We start from the raw sequence: 15,345 nt of genomic DNA, 5'->3' as shown, positions 1-15,345 counted from the left end.
CTATCATGAAAGACATCATTCAAACTTTAATAGGACATGGAGAAAACTGTCCAAATCAAGTTGCAGTTAAACATAATGACGAAATTTTGACCTATGAAGCACTAAATCGGTTAGCCAACCAACTTGCAATGATATTAAAAGATGCTAAAACACCATTGATTTTATACGGGCATATGTCCCCGTATATGATTGTAGGAATGGTAGGTAGTATGAAGGCAGGTTGTGGTTATGTTCCCCTAGATACTTCTATCCCTCAAGATCGTATGCTATCAATTATAAATAAAATAGAGCCACAATTTATATTTAATACTACTGATGAACAAATAGAAATAGAGCATGTTTCTTTTATTTCAAAAGATTCATTATCAAGTGTAAAACAAGATGACACCACAGTAAGTAATATAAAAGATTCTGATATTGCTTATACTATTTTTACATCAGGTTCTACTGGAGCACCAAAAGGTGTACAAATCAGTTATGAAAGTCTCAATCTTTTTACAAATTGGATGTTAGAACTCAATCAAGTTGGTTCAAATCAACAATGGCTCAATCAAGCGCCTTTTTCATTTGATTTATCTGTCATGTCCATATACCCGTGTTTAATGACTGCTGGAACCTTAAACTTAGTAGATAAAGTAATGATAAATAAACCAAAATTATTAAATCAAATGTTAGAAGAAGCAAAAATAAATGTATGGGTATCTACGCCTTCATTTATGGAAATGTGTCTTATGCTACCACGCTTAACGGAAACATATTATAGTAATTTGAAAGAATTTTTCTTTTGTGGTGAGATTTTGGCACATAAAACAGCAGAACTATTGCTTCAACGGTTCCCATCTGCATACATTTACAATACATATGGCCCTACAGAAGCTACGGTAGCAGTCACAAGTATATTAGTTACAGATGAAGTTTTAAATCAATATAATCCATTACCAGTAGGTATACCTCAACCGGGAACGAAGTTATCGTTAACCGACGAAGGTGAACTTATCATTTCAGGTAAATGCGTAAGTGAAGGGTATGTCAAAGATGACATACGTTCAAAAAAAGTATTTACCAAATTGGATGGTGAGAAATCTTATTATACTGGTGACAAAGCACAATTGATTGATAACCAATGGTTTATTAATGGAAGAATAGATTATCAAATTAAATTAAACGGCTATCGTATGGAATTAGAAGAAATAGAGTTTCAATTGCGAAAGTTAGCAAAAATCAGAGATGCAGTTGTTGTACCAACTTATAAAAATAACAAAGTCATTCATTTAAATGCTGCAGTTATTTTAAGTGATTGCGAAACCCACGAAGACGTTCAAACTTTGACTCATGAAATAAAAACGGAATTAAAACATGTATTGCCCGAATATATGATTCCTAAAAAGTTAATATATATGAAGAAATTACCGCTTACGATGAATGGAAAATTAGATCGTAAAAAGATTGCTGAGGCTATAGAGAAATGATTCCATACGGCGATTTTACATTCTTTCTTATAGCATTTGTTATTTTGTTACCAGTTATTATATTAGGATTTATGGGTAAGCAGAGCAAAATTTATAATGGTTTGAGTACAGCAGTCATGATTATATTAATATTTTCATCGAATAAGCATCATCTATTTGGACAAGCTTTTTTGAGTTTAGAACTGATAAATTTTATCCTTTATTTAATTTGGCAAGTGTTGATTATCATATATTACTGGAATTCTCGTGCTAAAAATAATACAACAGCAAAATTTTTATCGGTTATTTTTCTCTCTGTTTTGCCGCTTATTGTTGTGAAAGTTATGCAAAGTTCGTGGTTTGGAATGGCACAGTTAAAACTACATGAGAGTAAAGTCATAGAATTCATCGGATTTTTAGGCATTTCGTATGTTACTTTTAAAAGTGTTCAACTATTAATGGAAATTAGAGATGGCTCAATCAAAGAGATTAAATTTTGGAAAGTCTTACAGTTTATATCGTTTTTTCCAACCATTTCCTCAGGACCAATTGATCGTTACAAACGTTTTGTGAAAGATGACAATAAAATTCTGAGTGGAAGTGACTATAATGGTTTATTTGTCAAAGCAATACATTACATTATGCTTGGATTTTTATACAAATATATTATTGCTTATTTGATACAAACATTTGCAATTAATCCATTAATGCTCGATTTTTCTGGTGTTATCACAAAATGGTTATATATGTACGCATACAGTTTATATTTATTTTTTGACTTTGCCGGATATTCACTTTTTGCTATTGCGTTTAGCTATATTTATGGTATTCAAACGCCACAAAACTTTAACCAGCCATTTAAAGCTAAAAATATTAAAGATTTTTGGAATAGATGGCATATGTCACTATCATTTTGGTTTAGAGATTGTATTTATATGCGGTCATTATTTTTTATGTCAAAGAAAAAATTACTAAAAAGTCAATTTGCAATGTCGAATATAGCCTTTTTCTTAAACTTTTTAATAATGGGCATATGGCATGGTATAGAACTTTATTACATTTTGTATGGGTTGTATCATGCAGCATTATTTATTGGATATGGCTATTATGAAAAATGGAGAAAAAAACATCTTCCACGTTGGCAGAACCAGTTTACAACTGCTTTGAGTATTGTTGTAACATTTCATTTTGTAACATTTGGTTTTCTGATTTTTTCAGGAAAACTGTTTTAAAATTAGGAGGAATAATAATGGAATTTAAAGAACAAGTATTAGATTTATTAGTTGAAGTAACTGAAAATAATATCGTGAAAGAAAATCCTGACATTGAATTATTTGAAGAAGGTATTATAGATTCATTTCAAACGGTCGGTTTATTATTAGAAATTCAAAACAAATTAGATATTGAGGTTTCAATTATGGATTTTGACAGAGATGAATGGGCAACACCAAATAAGATTGCAGCGGTATTAGAAGAATTAAGATGAAATTAAAACATTTTATACCAATTATCATCAGTTTATGTTTATTTGGGATTTTCTTAATATTACCTTCTAGTTGGTTTAGTGGATTAATCACTCAGAAAACGTTAGATAATCAACGTACTTCACTCTCAGATCAAGTGTTAAAAGGTACGTTAATCCAAGAGCAGATGTTTAAGTCGAATCATTTTTATCCAATTTACGGTTCTAGTGAACTTGGGAAAGATGACCCGTTTAATCCATCTATATTGTTGCGCGATAAAAATATGCATGCTAAGCAACCATTTCTAATTGGCACAGGTGGTTCTACAGATTTAATTAATGCTGTGGAATTAGCCTCACAATATGATCATTTAAAAGGAAAGAAAATGTCACTTATTATATCGCCGCAATGGTTTACAAACCATGGATTAACTAATAAAAATTTTGATGCTCGTATGTCTAAAGCACAGTTGAACCGCTTATTTAAGCAAAAGCATTTAAGCCCAGAACTTAAACAGCGCTATGCCAAACGTTTATTAAGATTTAAAAATGTAGAAAATCGAAACTATTTAGAAAAAGTAGCTAAAGGTAAAATTAATGACAATGACCAATATGTATCATCATTTAAAATGAATCAATTTGAAAAAATTGAAGCAATAAAGTCGAATTTACCTCTTGCAAATACTGAGTTAGCAGACATTACACCGGTAACTGCACAAGATGACAGTTGGGGGATGCTTCGCAATAAAGCTGAATACTATGGTGCTAAACATTCACAATCAAATATATTTAAAATTAGAGATGAGTATTGGCAATTAATAAAAAAGCATAAGCGTAAAGTGAACAGAGATTATGAATTTAATAGTAATTCTCCAGAATTTAAAGATTTGGAGTTATTGGTAGATACTATGCGAGAGGCTGGTGCTGATATTGAATATATTAGTCTTCCATCAAATGGAAAATGGTACGATCACATAGGTGTAAATAAAGAAAAACGTCAAAAAGTATATAATAAAATTAAGAACACAGTTATTAGTCGTGGCGGGAAAATTTACGACATGACAGATAAAGATTATGAACCTTATGTTATCAGTGATGCCGTCCATATAGGATGGAAAGGTTGGGTTTATATTAGTGAGCACATTGCTCAGCACATGCGCAAATAACTACTTTCAAATTAAGGATGAATGATTTGAATGATGATTAAAATGTTGACTAGGATAGGAAATCGCAACTATGGATTTTCTATCGTGTTTACTGATTTTATTTATCGGTTCTGCCTTTGATTAAAAATGAACAGCGTGCTGATTACGTCAGGAATGACTTGTATAAATTTAAGCAATAAAGTCAAATCACTTCGCTATCATACAATTTTCAATTTTATTTCTGGTTTTAATATAAAATGCACTTTCATGTTTAAATGAAAGTGCATTTTGTTATAAATCAGCTATTTGATGAAAGATTCATAAACGAAGAATTCTATAAAATTTGACGTTTTTGTTGTTTAATTTATTTATAAGTTGATCAACTAGAATACTTGCTCTACTTCTACTACTCCAGGTACTTCTTCATGTAAAGCACGTTCGATGCCTGCTTTTAATGTGATTGTTGAACTTGGGCATGTACCACATGCACCGTGCAATTGAAGTTTAACAATGCCATCTTCTACATCTACTAGCGAACAGTCGCCGCCATCACGTAGTAAGAATGGACGTAGTTTTTCAATTACTTCTGCTACTTGATCAAACATTGTTACGTTTTCAGTTGGCATGGAAATGCCTCCTTTCAAGTATATTATTTCATTTTCTGTCTATCTTTTTATTATAATAGATATATAAAGAAAAATCTATCAATCGAGACAAAAGGGGATAAGTAAAATGAATAAAGTAAGTGTAGTCGTTTATGGTGCAGATGTTGTTTGTGCAAGCTGTGTTAATGCGCCAACAGCGCGTAATACTTTTGATTGGTTGCAACCATTGCTCAAAAGAAAGTATCCAGATATCCAATTTGAGTTTACGTATATTGATATAGAAAAGGATACTGAAAATTTAACTGATCATGATCAACAATATATTGAGCGTATTCAAGATGATGAATTGTTCTATCCGCTTGTAACGATGAATGATGAATACGTTTCAGATGGGTATGTACAATTGAGAGATATCACTCAATTTATGGATGCGCATTAATTTAATTATTTTAAAAAAAGACACGTACCTATACTTTTTACGCATGTTAATAAAGTATAGGAAGACGTGTCTTTATAATTACTGATTAAAATTTATCCATTGTGATATTTGTATAACCATAGCACACCAGATTTTAAGATTGAAGCTAAACGCCCCGTAACGGTTCTATCCATGATGTAAGCAAACCCTTTTTTATCACCAAGGGAACCTAAGAAGCCTTGAACTTTGAGTTCTGGCATTTTTTCTGGTAGAGGTTTACCTTGCCATTGTAATTTCATAACATCAGCAATCTGGTCTCCCTGAACTTCAGCAAGTTGTGCACTAGGTGCATGAGGTAAATCTGCACAATCGCCAACTACGTATACATTTTTATAGGTTGGGACTTGATGGTATTGGTTTAGGATGACACGGCCATCTCTGCTAATATCAATTGGTAAATTTCTAACAATTTCCACAGGTTGAATGCCAGCAGTCCATACGATTAAATCCAATGGTTCAGGTACATCGTTATTGAAAATTTTACCAGGTTCCACACGATTAATATCAGAATTTGGAACTACCGTTACATCGTTCTTTTTAAACCAATTTTCTATATAACGACTTAGCTTTTCTGGAAAACGACGTAAAATACGTTCTCCTCGATCATATAAGTATATTTGCAAATCTTTACGGCTTTCGCGAAGTTCGCTCGCTAATTCGATGCCACTTAAACCCGCACCTACAATACCCACTTTTGCTCCATTTGGTAATTCACTGATATGATGAAATGTTTCCCGTGAACTTGATAACGTTTGGATACTGTGTGTGTATTCTGCTGCTCCTGGGACATTATGATATTTGTCCTCGCAACCAAGTCCAATGACTAATTCGTCATAATCTACTTTTGTGTTGCCAACTGAAATAATTTGATCTTCTAAATTAATATCATTGATTTCTCCGTACACAATATTAATACGTTCTGAATCGGGAAAATTCATACGAATATCTTTGTCTGATTTAGTACCAGCAGCTAATTCATAGAATTCTGGTTTTAAACCATGATAAGGCATACGATCAATTAATGTAATAGAATAATTTTCAGGAAGTGCCGATGGTAAAATATGAGACATAATGCGCATATTTCCATATCCGCCACCCAATAGTACTAAATTTTTCATTTATGATACCCCTTTAGTAAAAATATATTGAGCAATTTGATAAAAATACAGTTTATTTTTGTTAATAAATAATATTTTTATCTCTTGTCGTCAATGTAAGTCAATAAATACAATTTGGTTAAATCATATTCGTCTTCATTGAACGAAATACCAATTTCATAATAAGCTTACTTAGATATATTATATGCTTTTTTATATACTTCTACAAATAAACGTGATGAATTGTAATTTGTAAACATAAATCTTAAAAAATACAATATGATTATAACAATATAAAAAATTAGTGTGAATGGCATTTTATACGAAAACGTGTTTTGTTTTAATTGAATTGTTACAAAAACAACAAAATGAATGATTAATTCATATAAGCTAGTAAGTGGTCAAAAGTGATGTGATTTTGTTATAATTACTAAACTGATAATTAATTGAGAGGGTGTAATATGAATCCAATAGTTGAGTTCTGCATTTCGAATTTAGCGAAAGGTGGAGATTATGTATATAATCAACTTGAAAATGATCCAGGTGTAGACGTTTTAGAATATGGATGTCTGCAAAATTGTGGCATTTGCTCAAGTGGCTTGTATGCATTAGTAAACGGTGATATTGTTGAAGGAGAATCACCAGACGACTTATTACAAAATATTTATTCACATATAGAAGAAACATGGATTTTTTAGGGAGGTAATTTCAATGGCAGTAGTTGAACTAACAGAAGCGGCAGCATACGAAGTTAAAGATATGATGGAACAGAATGATATGCCAGATGGCTTTTTGAAAATCAAAGTTAATGGTGGCGGTTGCACAGGATTAACGTATGGTATGTCTGCAGAAGCTGAACCTAGTGAAAATGATGAAATATTTGAATTTCACGGTGTCAAAGTGCTAGTTGATAAATATGATATACCAGTATTGGAAGGTACAAAAATTGATTTCAAACAATCGTTAATGGGCGGTGGCTTCCAAATAGACAATCCAAATGCAATTGCATCTTGTGGTTGTGGAAGTTCATTCAGAACTGCAAAAGTTTCTGGTTCCCCAGAAGATTGTTAAAAATTATAAACCGAGTGTTTAAGGACTATAGTTCGACTAAATGTGGTTAGAACTATAGTCTTTTATCTGTTTATGTGAAAAAATAAACAATATATGCGTTTCGGCTTGAAAATAAACTATAAAAACTATAAAATTAGTGTTGGATGAAAAATGTCTTTTTTGTGAATTTCTATGTAAATCAGTAAATTATAAAAAGACGATCGCAACAAAAAAATTATGAAAGCTTAGGTGAATGAAATGGCTCAAGAACGTAAAAAAGTTTTAGTTTTAGGCGCTGGTTACGCTGGGTTACAAACTATTACCAAATTACAAAAGCAACTTTCAGCTGATGAAGCTGAAATTACATTAATCAATAAGAATGATTATCACTATGAAGCAACTTGGTTACATGAAGCTTCAGCTGGAACAATTAGTTATGAAGATGTTTTATATCCAGTTGAAAGCGTAATCAATAAGAATAAAGTAAACTTCATTAAAGCAGAAGTTACAAAAATTGATCGCAATGCTAAAAAAGTAGAAACTGATGCAGGAATCTTTGATTTTGATATTTTAGTTGTTGCTTTAGGTTTCGAAAGTGAAACATTTGGTATTAAAGGTATGAAAGATCATGCTTTCCAAATCGAAAATATTTTAACTGCACGTAAATTAGCGCGCCATATTGAAGATAAATTTGCTAACTACGCTGCTTCTAAAAATAAAGATGATAAAGATTTAGCTATTATCGTTGGTGGTGCAGGTTTTACAGGTGTTGAATTCTTAGGTGAATTAACTGACCGTATCCCTGAGTTATGTAACAAATATGGTGTAGATCAAACAAAAGTTAAAATTACTTGTGTAGAAGCTGCTCCAAAAATGTTACCTCAATTCTCTGATGAATTAGTAAACCATGCAGTTAGTTATTTAGAAAGTAAAGGTGTTGAATTTAAAATTGCTACACCGATTGTTGCTGCAAATGAAAAAGGTTTCGTAGTTAAAGTTAATGATGAAGAACAACAATTAGAAGCAAATACAGTTGTATGGGCAGCAGGTGTTCGTGGTAGTAAGTTAATGGAAGAATCATTCGAAGGCGTTAAACGCGGCCGTATCGTTACAAATCAAGATTTAACAATCGATGGTTATAATGATATTTTTGTAATAGGTGATTGTTCTGCATTTATTCCAGCTGGTGAAGAACGCCCATTACCTACAACAGCACAAATTGCAATGCAAGAAGGCGAGCACACTGCTAAGAACATTAAAAATATTTTAGAAGGTCAACCTACTCAAGAGTTTGAATATGTTGATCGTGGTACAGTATGTTCTTTAGGTGCTAACGATGGCGTTGGTGTTGTTTATGGTAAAGATATCCAAGGTAAAAAAGCTGCATTTATGAAAAAAGTAATCGATACACGTGCAGTATTCAAACTTGGTGGTATTGGTTTAGCATTTAAAAAAGGTAAATTTTAATAACTGATAACCAATAGATAAGTATCTATTGACCATAAATATTGAGGCTGAGACATAAATTGTCTCAGCCTCAAATTTTATATATAGTATGATATAATCTATCATTTTTTATAATAATCCGACATTAAAATGATACAATGTGACAGAATAAATTGAAATGAGGGATGTTTGATGAAAACAGTTATAAATAACACTTCTAAGATTGAACAAGAAACAATTATTGTTGGTGTGCCTGAACATTTAAATCAATTAGAGTCGATACGAATTGCTGGAAATGACATAAAAGACTTATTATCCCCTTTAAAAGAACATCATATTTTCAGCACCAATGTTGGAGCGATTTCGAGTACATTTTTTAAAGTAGATGAGAAGGCACATAAACTGATTACTGTGGGCTTAGGAAATACTAAAACATTAGGATATAATGATTATTTAAAAATCTTCGGAAATTTATTTCAAACTTTAAATAGCAAAAGGATAACTAAAGCATCATTGTTGTTTAACACGTTTAAATCTCAAAAAGTAGAAACGGAATTAATAGCAGAAATTCTTGGTAAACAAAGTAAACAATCTATCTATCATTTTGATGGTTATAAAACTAATAAATCAGCGCCTTATCAATTAACAATAGAGATTCACACAGAAGAAAATCACATTGTCGAGTTTATTGAACGAGGAGAGGCTATTGCAACTGCTGTTAATTTAGCACGTGATTATAGTAATATACCACCTAACATATTGACACCAGCTTATTATGCAGAACTGATACAAAAACAATTTAATGACACTAGCGTATCAGTTGATATCAAAGATAATAAAACTTTACAAAAAGAAGGTTTTGGGTTAATTCATGCAGTTGGTAAAGGTTCTAAAAATGGCCCACGCGTAATAACGTTGACTTATAATGGTGGAAAACCAGGAGAAAATCCTATTGCACTCGTAGGTAAAGGCATTACGTATGATTCAGGTGGCTATTCAATCAAATCAAAAACAGGTATGCAGACCATGAAATTTGATATGTGTGGCTCAGCAAATGTAATAGGAATGATCGAAGCTGCTCGTCAATTAGCACTGCCACTAAATATTGTTGGAATTATTGCCGCTGCTGAAAATATGGTGAATGACGAAGCAATGAAACCAGATGATGTTTACACAGCACTTAGCGGAGAATCAGTAGAGGTATTAAATACTGATGCAGAGGGGCGCCTTGTTTTAGGTGACGCTGTATTTTATGCAAATCAATTTCAGCCAAGTATAATATTAGATTTTGCAACGTTAACTGGCGCTGCTGTAGCTGCGTTAGGTGAAGATAAAGCTGCTGTTTTTAATCAAAATGCTGACACTACGTTAAAATCTATTCTACAACAAGCACAAATGATGGATGAAAAAGTCTTTGAATTACCGATTACTGACACAGAAAAAGCACTGATAAGAAAAAGTGAAGTGGCTGATTTAGTTAACCATACCAATGGTCAAGGTAAAGCATTGTTTGCGGCAACATTTATCAATCATTTTGCAGGTAATACACCACACTTACATTTTGATATCGCAGGGCCTGCTACTTCGAATAAATCAAGTTATAAAGGGCCTGTGGGACCTACAGGTTATCTAATATCAACAATCGTACAATGGTTACGCGTACTTTAGGTGTAACAATATTATCATTAAAAACAAAAACTTCAAGTTAATTTTAGTAAATTAACTTGAAGTTTTTTTAACCTTATATCACAAGGTTGGCAGGTTAATGATTCATATTTTATCTAAATATCAAGATAGGATTGACAATTTGATAAGCAATTGTTATTATAAATCTCGTGATACTTTAGTTCGATAACGTAATAAAGGAGTTGTGCTTTTGTGATAAATGCAGTTGTTATAGCAGTGGTACTGATGATTGTACTCTGTTTATGTAGATTAAATGTTGTTATAAGCTTATTTATCAGTGCACTAGTTGGTGGCTTAATCGCAGGTATGAGCGTCACAGACATTGTATCTGTATTTGGTAAAAATATTGTTGATGGCGCAGAAGTGGCATTGAGCTATGCTTTACTAGGCGGGTTTGCTGCGTTGATTTCTTATAGTGGTATTACTGACTATTTAGTAAATAAAATTATCAATGCTATTCACGCGGAAAACAGTAAAATGTCACGTATTAAAGTTAAAGTGATTATTATCGGTGCACTCTTAATTATGAGTGTAATGAGCCAAAACTTAATACCTGTACATATTGCATTTATCCCAATTGTGATACCACCATTAATAAGTTTGTTCAATGAACTTAATATAGATAGAAGACAAATTGCAATTATCATTGGCTTTGGTTTATGTTGGCCATACGTATTATTGCCATATGGTTTCGGTCAGATTTTCCATCAAATTATTCAAAGCGGATTTTCTAAAGCAGATCATCCAATTGAAATGGGCATGATTTGGAAAGCGATGCTGATTCCTTCATTAGGCTATATTGTTGGCTTAATTGCAGGTATTTATTATTATAGAAAACCTAGAAAATATTCTGAACATAAAGATATTAAAGATATGAGTGAAATTGAAATTAGACCATATGTCCTCATAGTAACCATTATTTCTATTATTGCTACGTTTTTAGTACAAATGTTCACTGATTCTATGATATTTGGGGCTTTAGCTGGTGTGCTTGTATTCTTCATCTCACGTGCATACAAGTGGACTGAGTTAGACCAAAAATTTGTAGATGGTATTAAAATTATGTCATTTATAGGTGTCGTAATCTTATCAGCAAATGGATTTGCAGGTGTAATGAATGAAACAGGAGATATCGGTAATTTAGTAAGTGGGCTTAGCGATGTTATTGGTGAGAATAAATTATTTAGTATTATTGTCATGTACATTATTGGTTTGGTCGTAACATTAGGTATCGGTTCATCATTTGCTACAATACCTATTATTGCAACGTTATTTGTGCCATTAGGTGAATCTTTAGGATTAAGTACTATGGCATTGATTGCGTTGATAGGAACAGCAAGTGCATTAGGTGATTCAGGATCACCTGCAAGTGATTCAACATTAGGACCTACGGCAGGTTTAGATGTTGATGGTCAACATGATCACATTCGTGATACATGTATTCCAAACTTTGTTTTCTATAACATTCCTCTAATTATTTTTGGAACAATAGCGGCTATGATATTATAAATCTAAGAATAAAAAAAGAGGTGTCTTAAATGGCAAATATGCTTGATGCTTTAAAGATAAAGGTAGAGCGACAAGAACATGGACTTATGGTTATGTCCATGCCAGTAACAGATGAAGTAAAACAACCATTTGGCTTTTTACATGGTGGGGCGAGTTTAGCGCTCGGAGAAACAGCATGCTCTATGGGGGCTGCTGAAATCATTGACACAGAGCATTACATTCCCCTAGGTTTAGAAATGAATGCGAATCATATAGGTTCGACAACCGAAGGGACAATATTTGCGACTGCTACAATCATACATGAAGGTAGTACGACTCAAGTTTGGAACATAGATATCAGAGACCAAAATGATAGATTGATTTGTGTAATGAGAGGAACCGTTGCTATTAAACCACGTAAACGGCAATGAGCAATTAAAGTATTAGATTAGTGATTTTTATTTTAATGATTAACATGTATTCAAGATAATTATTATTACATGTAAACTATATATAAGCTTGGGATAAAAACCTAGAAAAATAGCACGCAGATGATTTAATTAATGCATCTGCGTGCTTCTTTGTTATTCAATATTTCGTATGGTTGTCTCGCTTTCTTAGGAAACAGCTTCAGATTGTCTTGTTTCCTCAATCGACACGCCAAAATACAATGTATTCATATGTCATTTCACATTAAAATACTTTAAAAACAAAGTCTTATATTAACCAAAATGATGTTAATAATTATTCTACATGCATACACCAATCTGTATACACTGGTCGTAAAATAGAAAAATGCTTAATAATCGTATCTGAATGATGTAGCTCTCACAAAATCAAACACCTTTTTATAAAACAATGAATCGTTTTAAAGTAAATCTTAAAGTAGATGTCTTATTAGTATCTATATTTCTTGGTATTAATGGTATTTAATATGAGCAAAGTAGCAACTCAATGAGTTAATTATTATTTCAATTGAAATTGGCTTTTTCACTTGTCCAAGCACTTTATGTCCCAGTTCCTTTTAAATATGTTTATTTGTTGTTAAATATATCTTATGTTCAATACGTTTTTTTTGATAATGCAGCAGTTGCAATTTTTGCTGCTGCTTCACGGCCACCCATGATGTTGCGAGCAAAGGGACCGAGTTCTAAATCTGCTAGACCACCTGTGACGAATAAATTCGGTAACCATTCTAAATGAGATGAAATAGAAGGCAATCCCGCATCTGACACAGGTGCATTAAAATTTTTAACGAGCTGCTTGATAATTGGTTGTTGCATAAGTGTATCTTCGAAACCTGTGGCTAATACTACGCTATCATAGAACATACAATATTGTTCTGTACAAATATGATGATGATGTATATCTTTTAATTCATTGATATGCATTATTAATTTACCTTGCTTCATGTGTTTTTTGAGCCTCAATGCTAATTCTTTAGGCATAGAACCTTTATGGCGCTCTTTTTGAATGATTTTCAGTTTGGTTTTTGAGTCAGTTAATGCACTAAAGTTTGACATTTTTTTGGGACCTAACCAACCTGGATCTGCGTCGAAGTCATGTACGTCAATGACTTTATTTGTCCAAAGATGAATGACTGATTGCGGTTGATGTTGTAGTAATTTTAAAGTGACATGTGCTGCAGAAATCCCACTTCCGACGACATGAGAAGTTTGTTTATGTAAATTTAATCGTGAATCAAAAATATGATATACATCTGGTGTATGTTTAAAGTTATGTGGAATATAGGGTACGTGATTACAACCTGTTGCAATCACCAAGTAATCTGATGTAACCCAATTGTGTGTGATAATTGTACATGCCATTGTTTTTGGTTGAAGCTGATTTTATTAGCAAAACCGACAATATGGTTCTTGTTCAAATTGAATTTATGTAATAGATGGTGAATATGGTCTATAAATAACGCTCGATTTGGTCTTTTATACGGTCCATAACTGGCATTAATATATTGATGACATTTAGCAAATTGATTTAAATGAAAGGGATTAGGATGTATATGGTGGACACACGGCGAACGTAAATAAGGCATTTGAATGCGTTGAGTATAATCCTCGAATTGCTCGCATAAACTTTGATGTGGATCAATAATTGTTAGTTCGTGGTCTTTGATACCTATGGATTTTAATTTTATTGCAATTGTAACTGCTTGGATACCGCCACCGATTATGGTCCAAGTAGACATATTTTCAGCTCCTTTTAAAACGTAATAATTACGATTTAATATATCATCACACACCGAATTTAGCAATCATTAATTTTATAAAATAAAAAACGCATCCCAGTTAATTGGAATGCGTAAGTTAATGACTTTACAATTTTGTATCTTTTAGGTCTTTTTGTATATCATCACGTTTTGTTCTTTTGGAAGCGGGTGTTCTCAAATTATATGCGGATTTAATAATAAGGTGACTTGCTAGTGGACCTGTTATCAGAATAAATAATATTCCAATAAGTAATTGCATATTTACGTAACCTTCACGCCCGATGAAATATAAGAAAACACCACTTATAAGTAACATTGCTCCCAATGTAGCGGCTTTACCAGCAGCATGTGCGCGCGCATATACGTCATCTAAACGCAAGAGGCCAATCGCAGCTAGTGCACTTATGAGTGAGCCGAGGATAACTAAGATAAGTGCTATGCTAATGATGATCGTTGTTATCATGTTCAATCACCTTACCTTTATCCATATATTTTGCAAACACTGCGGTTCCTAAAAATGCTAAAATACCAATTAACAAAATAGCAACCATCATATATTTAGTACCTAAGAAAATACTAAATAGTGCTACAATCGCCATTAGTTGGATACCCATTGCGTCGAGTGCCACAACCCTATCCGCAAGAGAAGGGCCGATAATGACACGAACAAGCATACCAAACATTGACAATGTTACGATAACTAATGCCACGATTAATATTACGTTGTAGTTCATTAATATTCGCCTACCTCTCTTACCACTTTTTCAAGTGATGATTTAATACTTTCTATTTCTTCTTCCTTAGTACTAAAATCAATACTGTGAATGTATATTTTTGTGCGATCATCACTAATGCCTAGAACAATTGTGCCTGGTGTCAGGGTAATCAAATTTGATAACAACACAATTTGCCAATCTTTTTTTAAATCGGTCGGATAAGTAAAAAAGGCGGGTTCGTTGTTGATTTTAGGCTTAGTTACAATTCTAATAACATCAATATTTGCTTTAATCAATTCTACTAAAAACACGATAAATAATTTAATGATTTTATAAATAGTAATAATATAAAATCTACCGGGTAAGATACCGCGCATTAGGAATACTAATAAAAGACCAAAGATATAACCTAAAAGGAAATTATTAAATGTATAACTGCCGGTAACGAATAGCCAAAACACAGATAAAATTAAATTTACTAATATTTGAATTGCCAT

The 15,345-nt window shown here is 32.4% G+C and carries 16 protein-coding genes and 2 pseudogenes; 12 read left to right on the top strand and 6 right to left on the bottom strand.

Annotation, left to right across the window (positions count from 1 at the left end; all coding sequences use genetic code 11):
* Nucleotides 1–5: 5 nt before the first annotated feature.
* The 4 genes from dltA to dltD are packed head-to-tail and all read left to right on the top strand — an operon-like array spanning nucleotide 6 to nucleotide 4,076.
* The gene (gene dltA / locus JG554_RS09740; protein WP_107359970.1) at nucleotides 6–1,469 is read left to right on the top strand and encodes a D-alanine--poly(phosphoribitol) ligase subunit DltA; all 1,464 of its coding nucleotides are present in this window, start codon (nucleotides 6–8) and stop codon (nucleotides 1,467–1,469) included.
* Nucleotides 1,466–2,680, top strand: a complete 1,215-nt coding sequence (gene dltB / locus JG554_RS09735; protein ID WP_203265277.1) for a D-alanyl-lipoteichoic acid biosynthesis protein DltB — start codon at nucleotides 1,466–1,468, stop codon at nucleotides 2,678–2,680. The genes dltA and dltB overlap by 4 nt, the downstream gene beginning before the upstream one ends.
* A gap of 17 nt (nucleotides 2,681–2,697) precedes the next feature.
* Nucleotides 2,698–2,934 carry a D-alanine--poly(phosphoribitol) ligase subunit 2 gene (gene dltC / locus JG554_RS09730; RefSeq protein WP_046207518.1) on the top strand — a complete coding sequence of 79 codons (237 nt, stop codon included), beginning with the start codon at nucleotides 2,698–2,700 and terminating at the stop codon, nucleotides 2,932–2,934.
* Nucleotides 2,931–4,076 carry a D-alanyl-lipoteichoic acid biosynthesis protein DltD gene (gene dltD / locus JG554_RS09725; RefSeq protein ID WP_107359972.1) on the top strand — a complete coding sequence of 382 codons (1,146 nt, stop codon included), beginning with the start codon at nucleotides 2,931–2,933 and terminating at the stop codon, nucleotides 4,074–4,076. The genes dltC and dltD overlap by 4 nt, the downstream gene beginning before the upstream one ends.
* Nucleotides 4,077–4,438: 362 nt before the next feature.
* Here dltD and JG554_RS09720 read toward each other — a convergent pair whose 3' ends face one another.
* The gene (locus tag JG554_RS09720) at nucleotides 4,439–4,681 is read right to left on the bottom strand and encodes a NifU family protein (protein WP_019469675.1); all 243 of its coding nucleotides are present in this window, start codon (nucleotides 4,679–4,681) and stop codon (nucleotides 4,439–4,441) included.
* 106 nt (nucleotides 4,682–4,787) lie between these two features.
* On the opposite strand from JG554_RS09720, the gene JG554_RS09715 reads away from it, so the two are divergent.
* The gene (locus JG554_RS09715; RefSeq protein ID WP_064209460.1) at nucleotides 4,788–5,099 is read left to right on the top strand and encodes a YuzD family protein; all 312 of its coding nucleotides are present in this window, start codon (nucleotides 4,788–4,790) and stop codon (nucleotides 5,097–5,099) included.
* Between the two features lie 92 nt (nucleotides 5,100–5,191).
* Here the strand turns inward: JG554_RS09715 and JG554_RS09710 are convergent, their stop codons facing one another.
* On the bottom strand, nucleotides 5,192–6,256 hold the full coding sequence (locus JG554_RS09710) for an NAD(P)/FAD-dependent oxidoreductase (protein WP_064209459.1): 1,065 nt from the start codon (nucleotides 6,254–6,256) through the stop codon (nucleotides 5,192–5,194).
* A gap of 440 nt (nucleotides 6,257–6,696) precedes the next feature.
* On the opposite strand from JG554_RS09710, the gene JG554_RS09705 reads away from it, so the two are divergent.
* The 7 genes and pseudogenes from JG554_RS09705 to JG554_RS13210 all read left to right on the top strand — a co-directional run.
* Nucleotides 6,697–6,933 (top strand): YuzB family protein, encoded by a 237-nt coding sequence (locus JG554_RS09705; RefSeq protein WP_019469672.1) that lies wholly within the window; start codon nucleotides 6,697–6,699, stop codon nucleotides 6,931–6,933.
* Nucleotides 6,934–6,946: 13 nt separating this feature from the next.
* Nucleotides 6,947–7,306, top strand: coding sequence for a HesB/IscA family protein (locus JG554_RS09700; RefSeq protein ID WP_046207522.1), 360 nt, complete (start codon nucleotides 6,947–6,949; stop codon nucleotides 7,304–7,306).
* A gap of 237 nt (nucleotides 7,307–7,543) precedes the next feature.
* Nucleotides 7,544–8,752, top strand: a complete 1,209-nt coding sequence (locus JG554_RS09695) for an NAD(P)/FAD-dependent oxidoreductase (protein WP_046207523.1) — start codon at nucleotides 7,544–7,546, stop codon at nucleotides 8,750–8,752.
* Between the two features lie 171 nt (nucleotides 8,753–8,923).
* Nucleotides 8,924–10,399, top strand: coding sequence for a leucyl aminopeptidase family protein (locus JG554_RS09690; protein ID WP_203265276.1), 1,476 nt, complete (start codon nucleotides 8,924–8,926; stop codon nucleotides 10,397–10,399).
* 210 nt (nucleotides 10,400–10,609) lie between these two features.
* Nucleotides 10,610–11,926 (top strand): Na+/H+ antiporter family protein, encoded by a 1,317-nt coding sequence (locus JG554_RS09685; protein WP_046207525.1) that lies wholly within the window; start codon nucleotides 10,610–10,612, stop codon nucleotides 11,924–11,926.
* Between the two features lie 29 nt (nucleotides 11,927–11,955).
* Nucleotides 11,956–12,336, top strand: a complete 381-nt coding sequence (locus JG554_RS09680) for a PaaI family thioesterase (RefSeq protein WP_046207526.1) — start codon at nucleotides 11,956–11,958, stop codon at nucleotides 12,334–12,336.
* 297 nt (nucleotides 12,337–12,633) lie between these two features.
* Nucleotides 12,634–12,820 (top strand): annotated as a pseudogene (locus JG554_RS13210) (IS5/IS1182 family transposase); the annotation flags it as partial.
* A 146-nt stretch (nucleotides 12,821–12,966) separates the two neighbouring features.
* Here the strand turns inward: JG554_RS13210 and JG554_RS09675 are convergent.
* The 4 genes and pseudogenes from JG554_RS09675 to JG554_RS09660 all read right to left on the bottom strand — a co-directional run bounded on the left by JG554_RS09675 (nucleotide 12,967) and on the right by JG554_RS09660 (nucleotide 15,345).
* A pseudogene (locus tag JG554_RS09675) lies at nucleotides 12,967–14,111 on the bottom strand (NAD(P)-binding domain-containing protein).
* A gap of 127 nt (nucleotides 14,112–14,238) precedes the next feature.
* Nucleotides 14,239–14,595, bottom strand: a complete 357-nt coding sequence (locus JG554_RS09670; RefSeq protein WP_064209455.1) for a Na+/H+ antiporter subunit G1 — start codon at nucleotides 14,593–14,595, stop codon at nucleotides 14,239–14,241.
* Nucleotides 14,573–14,866 carry a Na(+)/H(+) antiporter subunit F1 gene (locus JG554_RS09665; RefSeq protein WP_046208018.1) on the bottom strand — a complete coding sequence of 98 codons (294 nt, stop codon included), beginning with the start codon at nucleotides 14,864–14,866 and terminating at the stop codon, nucleotides 14,573–14,575. Before JG554_RS09665 ends, JG554_RS09670 begins: the two co-directional genes overlap by 23 nt.
* Entirely contained in the window at nucleotides 14,866–15,345 is a 480-nt protein-coding gene (locus JG554_RS09660) for a Na+/H+ antiporter subunit E (RefSeq protein ID WP_064209454.1), read from the bottom strand. Before JG554_RS09660 ends, JG554_RS09665 begins: the two co-directional genes overlap by 1 nt.

This window comes from Staphylococcus sp. 11-B-312 (assembly GCF_016743055.1).
GTDB classification, from domain to species: Bacteria; Bacillota; Bacilli; order Staphylococcales; family Staphylococcaceae; genus Staphylococcus; species Staphylococcus ureilyticus.
The sequence above is the reverse complement of the archived record's forward strand: the minus strand, read 5'-3'. Positions and strand labels throughout refer to the sequence as shown.